14 protein-coding genes are annotated in these 14,572 nt (G+C 72.4%); 6 read left to right on the top strand and 8 right to left on the bottom strand.

Features of this window, described 5'->3' with window-relative positions; translation table 11 throughout:
* Window positions 1-54: 54 nt before the first annotated feature.
* Window positions 55-1,266 (top strand): PLP-dependent cysteine synthase family protein, encoded by a 1,212-nt coding sequence (locus ACQPYE_RS28820; RefSeq protein WP_498715837.1) that lies wholly within the window; start codon window positions 55-57, stop codon window positions 1,264-1,266.
* A gap of 23 nt (window positions 1,267-1,289) precedes the next feature.
* Here the strand turns inward: ACQPYE_RS28820 and ACQPYE_RS28815 are convergent, their stop codons facing one another.
* From ACQPYE_RS28815 to ACQPYE_RS28800, 4 genes are all read right to left on the bottom strand, one after another.
* Window positions 1,290-2,231: a carbohydrate kinase family protein gene (locus tag ACQPYE_RS28815; protein ID WP_498715835.1), complete on the bottom strand. Its 942-nt coding sequence runs from the start codon at window positions 2,229-2,231 to the stop codon at window positions 1,290-1,292.
* Window positions 2,232-2,389: 158 nt separating this feature from the next.
* Window positions 2,390-3,163 carry an ATP-binding cassette domain-containing protein gene (locus tag ACQPYE_RS28810; protein ID WP_498715832.1) on the bottom strand — a complete coding sequence of 258 codons (774 nt, stop codon included), beginning with the start codon at window positions 3,161-3,163 and terminating at the stop codon, window positions 2,390-2,392.
* On the bottom strand, window positions 3,160-4,197 hold the full coding sequence (locus ACQPYE_RS28805; RefSeq protein WP_498715829.1) for an ABC transporter permease: 1,038 nt from the start codon (window positions 4,195-4,197) through the stop codon (window positions 3,160-3,162). The genes ACQPYE_RS28810 and ACQPYE_RS28805 overlap by 4 nt, the downstream gene beginning before the upstream one ends.
* 2 nt (window positions 4,198-4,199) lie before the next feature.
* Window positions 4,200-5,252, bottom strand: coding sequence for a sugar ABC transporter substrate-binding protein (locus ACQPYE_RS28800; protein ID WP_498715826.1), 1,053 nt, complete (start codon window positions 5,250-5,252; stop codon window positions 4,200-4,202).
* A gap of 225 nt (window positions 5,253-5,477) precedes the next feature.
* On the opposite strand from ACQPYE_RS28800, the gene ACQPYE_RS28795 reads away from it, so the two are divergent.
* Window positions 5,478-6,548, top strand: a complete 1,071-nt coding sequence (locus ACQPYE_RS28795; protein ID WP_498715824.1) for a LacI family DNA-binding transcriptional regulator — start codon at window positions 5,478-5,480, stop codon at window positions 6,546-6,548.
* 96 nt (window positions 6,549-6,644) lie between these two features.
* Complete coding sequence (locus ACQPYE_RS28790; RefSeq protein ID WP_498715822.1) at window positions 6,645-6,947, top strand: hypothetical protein; 303 nt, start codon at window positions 6,645-6,647, stop codon at window positions 6,945-6,947.
* Window positions 6,948-6,971: 24 nt separating this feature from the next.
* Here the strand turns inward: ACQPYE_RS28790 and ACQPYE_RS28785 are convergent, their stop codons facing one another.
* Window positions 6,972-8,573, bottom strand: coding sequence for an ABC-F family ATP-binding cassette domain-containing protein (locus ACQPYE_RS28785; protein ID WP_498715820.1), 1,602 nt, complete (start codon window positions 8,571-8,573; stop codon window positions 6,972-6,974).
* A gap of 206 nt (window positions 8,574-8,779) precedes the next feature.
* Window positions 8,780-9,190 (bottom strand): ATP-binding protein, encoded by a 411-nt coding sequence (locus tag ACQPYE_RS28780; RefSeq protein WP_498715819.1) that lies wholly within the window; start codon window positions 9,188-9,190, stop codon window positions 8,780-8,782.
* Window positions 9,191-9,497: 307 nt separating this feature from the next.
* Here ACQPYE_RS28780 and ACQPYE_RS28775 point away from each other — a divergent pair, with 307 nt between their 5' ends.
* From ACQPYE_RS28775 to ACQPYE_RS28765, 3 genes are read left to right on the top strand one after another with little or no spacing between them, the layout of a single operon-like run.
* Window positions 9,498-10,805 carry a class I SAM-dependent methyltransferase gene (locus ACQPYE_RS28775; protein WP_498715817.1) on the top strand — a complete coding sequence of 436 codons (1,308 nt, stop codon included), beginning with the start codon at window positions 9,498-9,500 and terminating at the stop codon, window positions 10,803-10,805.
* 3 nt (window positions 10,806-10,808) lie between these two features.
* Window positions 10,809-11,681: a DUF1295 domain-containing protein gene (locus ACQPYE_RS28770; protein WP_498715816.1), complete on the top strand. Its 873-nt coding sequence runs from the start codon at window positions 10,809-10,811 to the stop codon at window positions 11,679-11,681.
* Window positions 11,682-11,732: 51 nt separating this feature from the next.
* A complete protein-coding gene (locus tag ACQPYE_RS28765) occupies window positions 11,733-12,548 on the top strand; it encodes an anti-sigma factor (protein WP_498715814.1) in 816 nt (271 codons plus the stop codon).
* Window positions 12,549-12,604: 56 nt separating this feature from the next.
* On the opposite strand, the gene ACQPYE_RS28760 is transcribed toward ACQPYE_RS28765, so the two are convergent.
* Both ACQPYE_RS28760 and ACQPYE_RS28755 read right to left on the bottom strand, forming a co-directional pair.
* Window positions 12,605-13,846, bottom strand: a complete 1,242-nt coding sequence (locus tag ACQPYE_RS28760) for a class I SAM-dependent methyltransferase (RefSeq protein ID WP_498715810.1) — start codon at window positions 13,844-13,846, stop codon at window positions 12,605-12,607.
* Complete coding sequence (locus ACQPYE_RS28755; protein ID WP_498715808.1) at window positions 13,843-14,568, bottom strand: DUF1365 domain-containing protein; 726 nt, start codon at window positions 14,566-14,568, stop codon at window positions 13,843-13,845. The genes ACQPYE_RS28760 and ACQPYE_RS28755 overlap by 4 nt, the downstream gene beginning before the upstream one ends.
* Between the last annotated feature and the right edge of the window lie 4 nt (window positions 14,569-14,572).

Raw genomic sequence — 14,572 nt, 5'->3', positions numbered from 1 at the left:
ACGGCCGGCCGCCTTGCTGAATGGTGAGACGCACAAAGAGAACGCGGAGCGGCGATGAACCCGAACGACACAGCGGTCGCGCCCGAGTGCGCCTCCTCCGGCGGGCTGGACGACCTGGACCGCTTCCGGTCGACGGACGCCGAGGGAACGCGCTCCCGGCTGCGCAGCCTGCGCGAGGACCCGTCGCTGCACCCGCACCTGACCCGGGTCATCCACTACCCGCTACCCGCCGCGTGGGGTATCACGCTGTCGTTCAAGGTCGAGGCCGAGCAGCCGTCGGGCAGCCACAAGCACCGGTTGGCCGAGGCGCTGTACGTCGACGCGCTGGCGAACGGCTGGATCAAGGCCCCGTCGAACGGCGGGAGACCCGTCGTGGTGGAGGCGTCGAGCGGCTCGACGGCGATCTCGGAGGCCTGGTACGCGAGGAAGCTGTGCCTTCGGTTCATCGCGGTCGTGCCCGAGGCGACCAGTCCGGACAAGATCGAGGCCATCGAGGCGTGGGGAGGTTCGGTCAAGAAGGTGGCGCCGGGGATGATCTACCAGGAGGCCGAGGCCATCGCCCGGAAGAACAACGGCCACTACCTGAACCAGTTCACCAACGCCGAGCGCGCGTACGACTGGCGGGCCGGCGGGATGGCCGCGGAGGTCTTCAGGCAGGTCCACCCCGAGCCGAGCTGGTTCGTCATGGGCGGCGGCACCGGCGGGACGGCGGCGGTGTTCTCCCGCTACGCCAGGGCGACCAACCGGGCGACACTGCTCTGCATGCCCGACCCCGAGGGCTCCGCGTCCTTCTGCGGCTGGCGCGACGGCGACCGGACCATGACCGGCAAGGGGTCCAGGATCGAGGGCATCGGCAGGCCGAGGATCGAACCGTCGTTCGTCTTCGACACCGTCGACCGCATGATGCAGGTGCCCGACGCCGGGTCGCTGGCGGCGATGAAGGTCCTGGCCGCGACGCCGGGCTTCCCGAAGCCCGGCGCGTCCTCGGGTACCCACTTCCTCGCCACGTTGAAGATCATCGCGGAGATGCTCCTCGATCGGCGCACGGGGTCGGTGGCGACCGTGCTCTGCGACAGCGGCGACCGGTACCCGAAGACTTATTACAACCCGGACTGGTACGTCAAGAACAGCATCGTCACCGGTCCGTGGGAGGAGACGATCACCCGGTTCCTCAGCACCGGGACCTGGCGCGAACCAGGCGACTTCCCGCCCGCCACCGACTTCCCGCCCGCCACCGACTACTCGACCGTCTGGGACAACGTGTGACGGTGCGCCCGACCGATCGATCGTCAGGTCGCGGAGCGGACCTCGTCGGAGAGCAGTTCGTCGAACCACGGGGAGTCGGCGCCGGCACGGGTGCAGGTGATGGCCGCGACGCGTTGGGCGTAGGCGAGGGTGTCGGCGAGTTCGGCGTGGGTCAGGGTCGTCAAGTTGGTACGGGTGAGCAGGTCGTGGCGGTCGAAGGCGGCCAGCAGGCCGGCCATGAAGGCGTCTCCGGCGCCGACGGTGTCGGTCACGTCGACCGGGAGGGCGGGGAGGTCGAGGTGACCGGTGGGTCCGGAGGCGTGCACGCCCTCCGCGCCGCGGGTGACGACGACGAGGGCCGGCCCCAGCTCGTGCCACTCCGACACGACGTCGGCGAGGGGGCGGTCGGGCGCGATCCACCGCAGGTCGTCGGCGCTGACCTTGACCACGTCGACCATGCCGAGCCAGCGCCGCAGCCGGGCGCGCGCGGCGGCGGGGTCGGTGATGAGGATCGGCCGGACGTTGGGGTCGAGGGTGATGACGCGGTGCGGGTGCTCGCGGGAGAGCAGGGTTTCGAACGTGGCGGCCATCGGCTCGACCGCGAGGGCGAAGGAACCGCCCACGTGCAGCGCCGCGTCCGGTGGCAGGGCGGGCGGCAGGTCGGTCACCTGCCAGCCGCCGTCGGCGCAGCCGTCGATGTAGAACGAGTAGTCGGCCACGCCGTCCTGGTCCACGTCCACCACGGCGAGCGTGGTCGGCGCGGTCGAGCCGACGGCGTAGCGGAGGTCGACGTTGGAGGTTTCGAGGTGGGCGCGCAGCACCGCGCCGAGGCGGTCCTCCGCCAGGCGTGCCAGCAGCGCGGTCTGCGTGCCGAGGCGGCCGAGGCCGACGGCGGTGTTGGCCGGGCTGCCACCCGGGATGGGGCGGTAACCGCCGGCGCGGTCGGGCACGAGGTCGATGAGGGCCTCGCCACCAACGATGATCATGTCTTGTCCTTGTCCGGGGGAGCGGTGGTGGAGCCGGAGGGGCTCCACCACCGCGAGCGGTGAGGAGGCTGACGAGGCGACGTCGGCTCATGACACCTCCGGGAAGGCGTGCTCGTCCCGCGCGGCGCCCGGTGGGGGAGTCGCGCGGGGCGGGGGCGTCAGGCGGCTTGTCCGGGCGGCTCCACGGCCCCGGTCATGATCGCGACGGCGTCGGACATCGAGATGGTCTTCGGGTCGACCACGGCCTTGCGCCGGCCGAGGCGTTGGATGTGGATGCGGTCGGCGACCTCGAACACGTGCGGCATGTTGTGGCTGATCAGGATGACCGGCAGGCCGCGGTCGCGGACCTGGAGGACCAGGTCGAGCACGGCGCGCGATTCGCGCACGCCCAGCGCGGCGGTGGGCTCGTCCATGATGACCACGCGGCTGCCGAACGCGGCGGCACGGGCCACGGCGACGGCCTGGCGCTGTCCGCCGGACAGCGTCTCCACCGCCTGGCCGGGGTTCTGGATCGTCATGATGCCCAGCGCGTCGAGCTGCCGCCGGGCCTCCTCGCGCATCCCGTTGCGGTCGAGCATCCGGAACACCGAGCCGAGCACGCCCTTGCGGCGGCGCTCGCGGCCGAGGAACAGGTTGGCGGCGATGTCCAACGACGGCGACACGGCCAACGACTGGTGCACCGTCTCGATGCCGGCGTCACGCGCGTCGATCGGCGAGGAGAACGACACCGGTTCACCGTCGAGCAGGATCTCGCCCTCGTCCGGCACCACGGCCCCGGACAGCGCCTTGATCAGGCTGGACTTGCCCGCCCCGTTGTCGCCGATGACGGCGAGGATCTCGCCCGGCAGCAGCTCCAGGTCGGCGCCCGCCAGCGCGGTGACCCGACCGTAGCGCTTGACCAGGCCACGAGCCCGCAGCACCGGTGTGGTCATGGCTTCACCTTCCGGATCCACTGGTCCAGCGACACCGCGACGATGATCAGCACGCCCACGGCCAAGGTCTGCCACAGCACGTCCACCCCGGCCAGCGCCAGCCCGTTGCGGAACACGCCGACGATCAACGCCCCGATCAGCGAGCCGACGATCGCGCCGCGCCCGCCGAACAGGCTGGTGCCGCCGATCACCACGGCGGTGATCGAGTCCAGGTTGTCCAGCTGCCCGGCCTGCGGGCTCGCCGAGGCGATCCGGCCGATCAGCACCCACGCCGCCAGCGCGTACACCAGGCCAGCCGTCGCGTACACGCTCAGCAGCACCCGGCCGGTGCGGATGCCGGACAGGCGGGACGCTTCGACGTCGTCGCCGGTGGCGTAGACGTGCCGACCCCACGCGGTGTTCTTCAGCGCGAACGCCATCGCCGCGACCAGCACCACCATCATGATCGAGCCGTAGGTGACGCGCGTGCCGCCCAGGTTGACGGTCTGGCCGGTCCACAGCAGCAACGACGGCATGTCGGCGCCGCGGATGGTGGCGCTGGAGGAGTACCAGAGGTTCAGCGCGAAGAACACGTTGAGCGTGCCGAGGGTGACGATGAACGGCGGCAGCTTCAGCCGCGTCACCAGCAACCCGTTGAGCAGGCCGCACAGCGTGCCGACGACGAAGCCGAGCAGCAGCGCGGGCAGGCCCGGCAGCCCGGTGTCGGCGGCGACCTTGGCCATCACGATCGACGTCAGCACCATGATCGCGCCGCAGGACAGGTCGATGCCGGCGGTGAGGATGACGATGGTCTGGCCCACGGCGAGCGTGCCGATGACCGCGACCTGTTGCAGGACCAGGGAGATGTTGCCCGGCGTGAGGAAGCGGGGCGACAGCACGGCGAACACGATGACGGCGACCAGCAGCACCGCGGCCGGGCCGATGGTGGCCTGCGAGTGCAGCAGGTGTTGCAGCCGGGCCAGCGGCGAGCGCTTGGCGTCCTCGCCGAGAGGGCTGCCGCCGGGTGAGCGGCTCGTGGACAACGTCGTCGACATGCTCAGCCCCAGCAGTTCTGCAGGCCCCAGGCGGAGTCCTTCGACTCGACCCCGGTCGCGGGCTGGTCGGTGATCAGGGTGACGCCGGTGTCCACGAAGTCCTTGCCGGCGGTGTTCTGCGGCTTGGTGCCGTCCTGGGCGAACTTCGCGATCGCCTCCACGCCGAGCTGGGCCATCTTCAGCGGGTACTGCTGCGAGGTCGCGCCGATGATCCCCGACTTGACGTTCTGCACGCCGGGACATCCGCCGTCGACGGAGACGATGGTGACGTCCTTCTCCTTGCCCGCCGCCTTCAGCGCCTCGTACGCGCCGGCCGCCGCGGGCTCGTTGATCGTGTAGACGAGGTTGATGCCGGGGTCCTTCTGGAGCAGGTTCTCCATCGCCGTGCGGCCACCTTCCGGCGCGCCGTCGGTGACGTCGTGGCCCACGACGCGCGGGTCGCTCTCGTCGCCGATCTTCGCCTTGTCCTCCACGTCGACGCCGAAGCCCTCCAGGAAGCCCTGGTCGCGCTGCACGTCCACGGACACCTGGTTGGGGTTGAGGTCCAGCAGCGCGATCTTCGCCTGCTTGCCCTCGGCCTCGAACTTCGCCTTGGCCCACTGCCCGATCAGCAGCCCGGCCCGGTAGTTGTCCGTGGCGAAGGTCGCGTCCGCCGCGTCGGCCGGTTCCAGCTGCGTGTCCAGCGCGATCACCACCAGGCCGGCCTGCCGCGCCTTGTCCACCGACGGCACGATCGCCTTCGAGTCGTTGGGCGTGATCAGGATGCCCTTGGCGCCCGCGCCGATCAGGTTCTCGATCGCGTCCACCTGGGACTGGTTGTCACCGTCCTGCTTGCCCGCGAACGACTGCACCCGCGTGCCGGTGGAGCCCGCGGCGGCCTGCGCGCCCTCCTTCATCTTCACGAAGAACGGGTTGGTGTCGGTCTTGGTCACCAGCCCCACGAGCGTGCCGTCGCCGGCCGCGTCGCCGCCGTCGCCGCATCCGGTGGCCAGTGCCAGCAGTGCCGCCGACACCAGGGCCGTGAGCCTGGCGCCCGTGCGCGACCGTCCGGTCATGTCTCCTCCAACGTCAACGTTGACGTAACCGGCCGCCGAAGACGATGAGGTCCCGGTCTGGTTGCCTGTTACGCGAATAGCAGCAGATAGCCCCGCACCGTCAAGCCGACAAGGCTGTCTTCGGGAAGTGGGGCTTTCGTTAAGTCATCGTTGACGCTAGCTTCGTGGTCCAGGTCACGACAAGCTGCCGTTACGCAAGCGTTACCCAGGATGGAGCAGAGCTCAATGGACTCACGGGGGCCACGGCGCGAGCCGACCATGCGCGATGTCGCCGCACTCGCCCAGGTCAGCACGAAGACGGTGTCGCGGGTGATCAACGACCTGCCCGGCGCGGGTCCCGAGGTCGTCGAACGGGTCCGCGCCGCCGCGCGCACCCTGGGCTACCGACCCAACCTGACCGCCAGCAGCCTGCGCCGCTCCGACCGGCGCAGCGCCACCATCGGCGTGCTGCTGGAGGACCTGTCCAACCCGTTCGACGCCGCGCTCCTGCGCGCGGTCGAGGACCTGGCCCGGCAGAACGGCGTGCTGGTGCTGGCGGGCAGCAGCGAGGACGACCCGGACCTCCAGCGCGAACTGCTCACCTCCCTGGCCACCCGCCGCGTCGACGGCATGGTCGTGATGGCCGTCGGCGGCCACCAGGACGCCCTTCAGCAGGAACGCGAACGCGGCACACCCATGGTGCTGGTCGACCGCCCGCCCACGTTCGACGGCACCGACAGCGTCACCACCACCAACCGCGACAGCTCCCGCCAGGCCGTGCTCCACCTGGCGGGCCTCGGTCACCGGCGCGTCGCCTTCCTCGGCGACCGCCAGACGCTCTGGACCAGCCAGGAGCGCTACACCGGCTACCTGGAAGGGCTCGCCCACACCGGCCTGACGCTGCACGAGGAACTCGTCCGCACCGACCTGCACGGCCCCGACGCCGCGGCGACCGCCACCGCGGCCCTGTTCGACCTCGACGAACCACCGACCGCCCTGTTCACCGCCCAGAACCTCGTCACCGTCGGCGCCATGCGCACCCTGCGCGCCCGCGACCTGCACCACCGGGTCGCGCTGATCGGCTTCGACGACTTCCCCCTGGCCGACATGCTCGAACCCGGCGTCACCGTGCTGCGCCAGGACGTCCCCGCACTCGGTCGCAAAGCCGCCGAACTCGTCTTCGCCCGCATCACCGGCGAGCAGTCCCCGCCGACGCACGCCGTCGTCCCGGCCACCCTCGTCCACCGCGGTTCGGGCGAGATCCCACCGCCCCTGACCACTTCCCGCCCGCACGCCCTCGCCCGCGAACCGCGATGACGCCGATGATGCCGGTGATGCCGGTGACGCGACCGGGCGCGGTGACCTTGGTCGTCGACCGTGACTGATCACGTGATCGACAGGGGCAGGAGCCCGGTGTTCATCGAGTTGTGCCTGATCCTGCGGGAGTTGTTCGGCGACGTCGACTCCGCGGACCGGCTCGACGGTGTGATCGACGACGAGCTACCCGCGCTCGTCGAACGGCGCGCCCGGGTCTGCTGGACCCGGGCCGCCGAAGACCTCGACGCCGTGCACCTGACCGTTCCGGGCCTCCTCACGGCGCAGCACGTCCCGATCACGACTCCACATGGCACCGCGATCCTGACCGGCTGGGACGCCGAGTCCACCGCCTGGCTCCACCTGCCGCCCGACTTCGAGATGACGCGCGCGAAGCCCTGATCGGGTGAACGAGCCCCGGCTGCCTCACAGGGCCAGCCGTGGCCAGGATTGCGTGTCGCGCAGCAGTTGCCGGTCGTGCGTGGCGATCACGACCGCGGCCGGCGTGGAGTCGAGGGCGGTGGTCAGCTCGTCGACCAGCGCGGCCGACAGGTGGTTGGTCGGCTCGTCCAGCAGCACCACGTGTGGCCTGGCCGCCAGCACCAGCGCCAGGTCCAACCGCCTGCGCGCGCCGACCGACAGCTCGGCCACCGGCCGGCTCCGGTCGTAGGCGTCGAGCAGGCCCAGCTCATCCAGACCCGGCCCCGGCACCCCCGACCGCGCGAGCCGTTCGTCGTACAGCTCCGCCGCCGTGCGCCGGCCGTGCGGGTCGGACTCCTGGCCCAACCGCCCGACCCGCACCGCCCGGGCGCGGGTGAGCGTCCCCGCGGTCGGCTCCAGGGCTCCCGCCAGCACGGCCAGCAACGTCGACTTGCCCGCGCCGTTGGGTCCGGCGACCACCAGTCGATCCCCCGAGTCCAACGCCAGGTCGACCGGACGGGGGAGCCTTCCGGCCACGGTGACGCCGTCCGCCCGCAGCAGGGTCGCGCCGCGGTGCTCGGGCAGTTCCGGCATGGTGAACCGGGTCGGTGGTGACGGGACTTCCACCACGTGCGCGTCCAGCTCCTCCTGCCGTCGGTGCACGGTCCGCACGAGGCCGGGCGCACGGGTGGCGCGGGTGTGCCTGCCGTGCCCCTTGGCGGGCCGCCAGTTGTCCTGAAGCCGGTTCCGCGCCGCGGTCAGGTCGTCGGCCAGGCGCTGCCGCTCGGCGACCTGCTCGGCGTGCAGCGCCTCCCACCGGGCCCGCTCGGCGCGGCGGGCATCGAGGTAGGCGGTGTAGCCGCCGCCGTACACCCGCGGCCGGCCGTCGCTGGACGGGTCGAGGTCGACCACCGCGGTGGCCACGTCGGCGAGCAGCGCCCGGTCGTGGCTGACCAGCACGACCACGCCCGGGTGGGCGCGCAGCCGTTCGGTGAGGTGGTCGAGCCCGGCCGCGTCGAGGTGGTTGGTCGGCTCGTCCAGCAGCAGCACGGCGTGCCCGGCGCCGAGCAGGCACGCGAGCCGCACGCGGTGCCGCTGACCGACCGACAGGGCGCCGAGCGGTCGGGTCCGGTCGTCCACGGCGTGCAGCGCGGCCAGCGAGACCTCGACCCGCCGGTCGGCGTCCCACGCGTCGAGGGCCTCGGCCTCGGCGAGCGCGGTGGCGTAGGCGTCGTCCGCGCCGGGACGGCTGTCGGCGAGCGCCTCGGCGGCGCGCTGCACGCGGGCCAGGACAGCGCGCACCGCGGCCAGTTCGAGGTCGATCAGGTCGCCGACGGTGTCGGCGGGACCGAGCGGGATCTGCTGGTCGGCGACGCCGGTCGAGCCCGCGCGGCGCACTTCGCCCCGGTCGGCGGGCAGGTCGCCGGCGAGCACCCGGAGCAGGGAGGTCTTGCCGCGACCGTTCTCGCCGACCACGGCGACCCGGTCACCGGCGGCGGCGACGAGGTCGACCCCCGCGAGCACGGGCCGTCCGCCGAAGGAGAGGTGCACGTCGGACGCGCGGACGTGGGCCGCGCGCACTGGCGCGGGCCGGAGTTGGGACGACATGGGAGAACTGCCTCCGGAGAAGGTGATGAGCAGGAAGGACGAACTCCGGTAGCGCGAACCGCGCTACCGGTGGAGGCGTCGTCCCTCAGAGGAAGAACAGGTGCTGCATCACGTTCACCAGGATAGGACGGGGTCCGCTCCCGCCGCACCCGGTTTCCGGCGGCCCGAAGACCCCTCACCGCCGAGACGGGGTCGGCACCGCTCGATCACCGCGGCACGTGCGCCGCGCCGCAGGCCAGCTCGGCCCAGACGGTCTTGCCGCCGGGGTGGAGGTCCACGCCCCAGTCCTTGCACAGCCGGTCGACGATGATCAGGCCACGGCCGCGGGTGGGGCCGAGGCGGGAGCGGCCGAAGGTCAACTGGTCCGGTGAGGTGTCGTCCACCTCGATCCGGACGTGGCTCCAGTTCGGCGAGCGCCGGAGCCGAACGGCGCGAGGACCGGCGCCGTGGTCGTAGGCGTTGCTCACCAGCTCGTTGACCAGCAGGATGCAGTCGTCGACCTCGTCCTCGGTCAGGTCGGCCAACGTCCCCGCCGTCCACCGTCGCACCGCGGCCAGCGGTGGGACGTCCTCGGCCAGGTCGAACGCCACCGTCGTCACGGGGTCGTCGGTGCTCACGGGCTCACGTCCTCCTTGCTGAAGACGCGTGGCCGGCCACCCGTCCGGCGGCGCACGCCCGCCAGTATCGATCGGCGACCACGATAGGGTCAATCCACCCGGGATCGACCGCCGATGGGGGTCGACACGCGGGACACGACCCGGCCGCGGCCGTGGCGGAGTGCCGCTCGGGTCCCGTCCGGTCGAACGCCCTCGGCGGTGCCGCCGGTGGATGGTGTTGTGACGGGCGTCACTTTATCGGCGTGCGACCGAGCCGTGGACCGTCCTGCCGCGAACCCACCGGAGACCACCGACGGAAGGGGACGACGTGCGGGACGGTAAGACGGGGCACGCCCGGGTGCTGGCCGACGTCGTCGAGCGGGTGCTGGGCGCCGAGCTGCCGGTGGGGCTGCGGGCCTGGGACGGCAGCGAGGCGGGCCCCGCCGACGGTCCCCGGGTGGTGCTGCGGTCGCGCCGCGCCCTGCGCAGGCTGCTGTGGAACCCGGACGAGCTCGGCTTGGCCCGCGCCTACGTCTCCGGTGACCTCGACGTCGAAGGCGACATCACCACGGGGCTGCGCCGGTTCTGGTCCTCGGTCCGAGCGGACCGGCCGCGCCGCCGGCTCTCCGCCGCCGAACGCCTGGGACTGCTGCGCACGGCGGTCCGCCTCGGTGTCCTCGGCCCCCGCCCGCGCCCGCCCGCCGAGGAGTCCAAACCGGCCGGTCGCCTGCACACCCGCGGCCGCGACCGCGCGGCCATCGCCCACCACTACGACCTGGGCAACGCGTTCTACGAGCTCGTCCTGGACCCGACCATGGCCTACTCCTGCGCGTACTGGGTCGACGACGACCTCGACCGCGAGCTCGCGGACGCCCAGCGGGACAAGCTGGAGCTGATCTGCCGGAAGTTGGACCTGCGCCCCGGGATGCGGCTGCTGGACGTGGGGTGCGGCTGGGGATCGCTGCTCCTGCACGCCGCCCGGCACCACGGCGTGCGCGCCACCGGCGTGACGCTGTCACGGCAGCAGCACGACCACGTCAGCCGCCGGATCGACGAACTCGGCCTGCGGGACACCGTCGAGGTCCGGCTCCAGGACTACCGGGACATCGCCGACGAGCCGTTCGACGCCGTGGCGTCGATCGAGATGGGCGAGCACGTCGGCGAGGAGAACTACCCGGTGTACGCCTCGACGTTGCACCGCCTGCTCCGGCCCGGAGGCCGACTGCTGTTGCAGCAGATGTCACGGGGCGCCACGGCGCCGGGTGGCGGCGCGTTCATCGAGACCTACGTGGCGCCCGACATGACGATGCGACCGCTCAGCCGTACGTTGGCGCACCTCGAAGGGGCGGGGTTGGAGATCCGGGACGTCCACGCGCTGCGCGAGCACTACGTGCGCACGGTCCGGGAGTGGGCCGCCACGCTCGAACGGCGGTGGGAGGAGGTCGTCGCGCTGGTCGGCGAGGGGCAGGCCAGGGTCTGGCGGCTGTACCTGGCGGGTGGGGCGCTGGCGTTCGAGGACAACCGCATGGGCGTGGACCAGGTCCTCGCCGTGCGCCCGACCGCGACGGGCGCGAGCGGGATGCCGTGGCGCCGGGCCGACCCGTTGGCGCCGGACCGCGTCGCGTCGGAGCGGTGAACCGTGACCTGGCCCGCCTTGCCCGAGGGGCTGCCCGTCAACCTGGCGGTCAGCGCCGGTGTGGTCGCGCTGCTGGTGGCGGTCACCTTCGCGGTCTCGGTGACCAGGGACCGGCACGACACCCTCGACGTCGCGTGGGGAGCGGGTTTCGCCCTGGTCGCGGGCACGACGTTCGTCATGTCCAGTGGCGCGGGTGACACCGCGACGCGGGTGCTCGTCACCGCGCTGACGGTGCTGTGGGGAACCCGCCTGGCGATCCACATCGGACTGCGGAGCCGGGGGCAACCCGAGGACCACCGCTATGCCGAGATGCGCGGTCGCGCCAGGGGCAACCCCCACGTGCACGTGCTGGTGCGCGCCTACCTGACGCAGGGCGTGGTGCTGTGGCTCGTCTCCTTGCCCGTGCAGGCCGCTCAGTACGGTCCCGCGGCGCACCCGGCGCTGATCGTGGCCGGAGTGGTGCTGTGGTCGGTCGGACTGGTGTTCGAAGCGGTCGGCGACTGGCAGTTGCGGCGGTTCAAGGCCGACCCCGACAACAGCGGCCGAGTGCTCGACCGGGGCTTGTGGCGCTACACCCGGCACCCGAACTACTTCGGTGACGCCTGCGTGTGGTGGGGCCTGTTCCTGCCGGCGACCGCGTCCTGGCACGGCCTGGTGACCGTCGTGTCACCGGTGCTCATGACGTTCCTCCTGGCCAAGGGGACGGGCAAGCCCATGCTGGAGGAGCACCTGCGCCGTCGACGTCCCGCCTACGCCGAGTACGTGGAGCGCACGAGCGGCTTCCTGCCACTGCCGAGGAGGCGCCTCCCCGGGATCGGCGACGGATGCCGGTGGGGAGGACGCGGTGATCGGAAGGGGCACGATGGCAGGGCGTGAGCGCAAGCTCCAGGTCGTAGCCGCCGCCGGTGACGTGGGTGAGGTGGCCCGGTGACCGGTGGCACCGCGCGCGTGGACGCGCACACGTTGATCGGGGCCTATGTGCTCGACGCGGTCTCCGACGCCGAGCGGCGTGCTTTCGAGGAGCACGTCGCGGGTTGCCCGACCTGTGCGCAGGAGACCGCGGAGTTGTTCGAGACGACCGCGTTGTTGGCGGGAGCGGCCGCGGTCGAGCCTCCGGGCCACTTGCGTGACCGGGTGTTGAGCGCCATCGCCGACACCCGCCAACTGCCACCGGAAACCGACGACCGCACGACGACCGTCCGACCTGGAGGGGGATCGTCCGACCCCTCCGTGCGGCCCTCCGGTGGGTCCAGACCCCGGAACCCGTGGTTGCGCGGGACAGCCGCGCTGGCCGCCGCGGCGGGCATCGCGGTCGCCGTCACGCTGGGAGTGCGGGGCGTCGACACCAACCATCGGCTCGAACAGGACGTGCGGGCCCTGGAGCAGGTCGACGACCGGAACGGCCGGGTGGCCGAACTGCTGTCCGCACCGGACGCCAGACTCGTCCGCGGTGAGGTGAACGGCGGCGGCACCGGCACCGTCGTGGCGTCGTCGAGCAGGGGGCAGGTGCTGTTCCTCGCCCGGGACTTGGCGCGACTGCCCGAGGACCGCGCCTACCAGCTGTGGTTGATCGGGCCCGGAGGACCACGTCCGGCAGGGCTGCTCACCGACTCCGGCGGGCAGCTCGATCCCCTGCTGGCCGGTGGTTTCACCGGCCGGGAGGCCGTGGGCCTCACCGTGGAGCCGCACGGCGGATCACCCCGGCCCACCACCCCGACCGTGGTGGTCCTCGCGCTGGTGTGAGCGATGCCCGCGGGTGACCCGGCGACTCCGTTGTCGTCGTGTCCGGGCGCGGCGGGTCAGCGGCGGCCCTTGGTCAGGCCGAACTGCCACACGTCCAGGTACCCGGACCGGAAGCCCGCCTCGCAGTAGGCGAGGTAGAACTCCCACGTGCGGCGGAACGCGGGGTCGAACCCTGCCGCCGCGACCTGGTCCCACCCGGCCAGGAACCGGGTGCGCCAGTGGCGCAGCGTCGTGGCGTAGTCCTGGCCGAGCGGACGCCGCTGGGTGATGGCGAGCCCGGTGTGCCGTCGGGTGGCCTCCTCGACGGCGGGCACGGACAGCAGCTGTCCGCCGGGGAAGACGTACTTGTGGATCCAGGTGTAGGAGTGGCGGGTCGCCAGGAGCCGGTCGTGCGGCATGGTGATGGTCTGCAGACCGATCCGGCCGCCCGGCTTGAGCAGGCGGTCGAGGGTGCGGAAGTAGCCCGGCCAGTAGTCCTGGCCCACGGCTTCGACCATCTCCACGGACACCACGGCGTCGTAGAGGTCGTCGGCGTCGCGGTAGTCGCGCAGCAGCACCCGCACCTGGTCGGCCAGCCCGGCTTCGGCGACGCGCCGTTCGGCGAGTTCCTTCTGCTCGGCGGAGATGGTCAGCGTCGTGACGTGCGCGCCGCGCCGCGCGGCCCGGATCGCCAGCGAACCCCAGCCGGTGCCGATCTCCAGCAACCGCGTGCCCGCGCGGACCCCGGCGTAGTCCAGCACGCCGTCGATCTTGCGCAGCTGCGCGGCGTGCAGGTCGTCGCTGCCGGGCGCGAACCAGGCGGCCGAGTAGGTCATCGACGGGTCGAGGAACGCGGCGAACAGGTCGTTGGACAGGTCGTAGTGGCGGTGGACGTTGGCGCGCGCGCCTTCGACGGTGTTCCGCTCGGCGGCCGGTTGGCGGGCGTCGACCCAGCGGCGGAACACCTGGAGCGGTCGTGGCACGAGGTCCGCCATCCGGGCGGCGAACGGGGTGAGCAGGCCGGCGGGGTCGTTGCTGGTCCAGTCCTCGGCCAGGTACGCCTCGCCGAACCCGATCTTGGCGTCCGCGCCGAGCCGGTGGAAGAACGAGGTCGGGCGGACGATCCGCATCACCGGCGAGTCGGGGCCGCCCGCGCCCAGCCGCTCCCCTCCGGGGAGGGCGACGCGCACCGGCAAGGTGCGCACCGCGTGGCGGAACAGCAGTTCCGCCACGGCGGCGCGGCCGGGCGAGCACCGCGGCGCCGCGAGGCCGGGCCAGGTCGAGCCCGGGTGGACGGAGGTGATCGGGGACGCGGTCACTGGACACCTTCCTGCGCGGTGTGGGGTGTGCGGGGCACGATCGGCACGCGGCGCAGCCACAGCGCGACGCCGTGGCGGCGGATCGCCAAGCTCACCCGGCGCGTGGGCAGCGGGTCGCGCAGCAACAGCCGCAGCAACGCGGCCGGGGTCGCGGGGAGGCGGGAGCCGGTGAGCGAGGCGCTGAACGCGGTGCGCCCGCGTTGGCGGAGCACGATGGTCAGCGATAGGCGCTCACCGGGTCGTCCCAGCCGCATCATGTAGTCGCCCTCGACCGGGAAGAACGGGGAGACGTAGAACTCCTTGTCGGTCCGCACGCGTCCGTGCCGGTCGGGGCGCAGCAGGTAGCAGTGCCGTTCGCCGTGGGTGTTGTGCACCTCCGCCACGACGCAGACCTGCTCGCCGTCCGGGTCGTGGCACCAGTACACGGTCAACGGGTTGACCACGTGGCCGAGCACGCGCGCGTTGGCCAGCATCAGCACCTGCCCGCCCCGCAGGTCCACGCCTTGGCCGGACAGCCACGCGTCGAGGTTCTCCCGGATGCTCCGGTCCGGGCGGCCGAGGTGGTCGGCGGCGCGGAAGCGGGCGAAGGGCCGCAGCCACCACGGGAGGTGTGGCAGCCGGTCCAGGTCCACCAGCCACTGGTAGCCGCGGTGCCGGAACCCCCGGTTCGGCCGCCGGCGGGTGTGGGTGACCACGGTGTCGTAGAGCGCGGGTGTCTGCACGGCG

Source organism: Actinosynnema sp. CA-299493, from assembly GCF_050946825.1.
Taxonomy (GTDB): domain Bacteria; phylum Actinomycetota; class Actinomycetes; order Mycobacteriales; family Pseudonocardiaceae; genus Actinosynnema.
This window is presented reverse-complemented; position numbering and strand designations above follow the sequence as displayed.